This window comes from Faecalibacterium sp. DFI.5.82 (genome assembly GCF_029076575.1).
Classification (GTDB): domain Bacteria; phylum Bacillota; class Clostridia; order Oscillospirales; family Ruminococcaceae; genus Faecalibacterium; species Faecalibacterium duncaniae.
This window is the reverse complement of the sequence record NZ_JARFIS010000888.1, coordinates 1-296: the sequence shown is the minus strand read 5'-3', so window position 1 is coordinate 296 and position 296 is coordinate 1. Positions and strand designations below refer to the sequence as shown.

The following is a 296-nucleotide window of genomic DNA, read 5'->3' as shown; positions in this document are numbered from 1 at the left end:
TGAGGAAACAGTCAAATTTCACTCACCGGCTCAATTCGTTTCAAATTTCTCGGATAGTTATTTTAGTTCTTTCGCGGTCTCCTGCGTATGGCGCAAGAGGGTTTCACGCATTTCTGACGGACAGCTGCAATAAAGCATCTTCATCTGACTGGCTCCCTCATCTTCTGGAGAAACATCTGGATTGATCAGAGTGTCCAGAGAGAGCGGCAGCACCTTTGCCAATGCCTTCAAAATCAAGTACGATGGATTCATCTTTCCCTTTTCAATATTGGAAATCAGTTTTACAGATACATGGC

At 43.9% G+C, this 296-nt stretch carries 1 protein-coding gene; it reads right to left on the bottom strand.

The window, feature by feature from the left end; all coding sequences use genetic code 11:
* Positions 1-57 precede the first annotated feature (57 nt).
* Positions 58-296 (bottom strand): helix-turn-helix transcriptional regulator (locus tag P0G09_RS19365; RefSeq protein ID WP_275253486.1); only part of this gene is annotated, 239 nt, incomplete at its 5' end.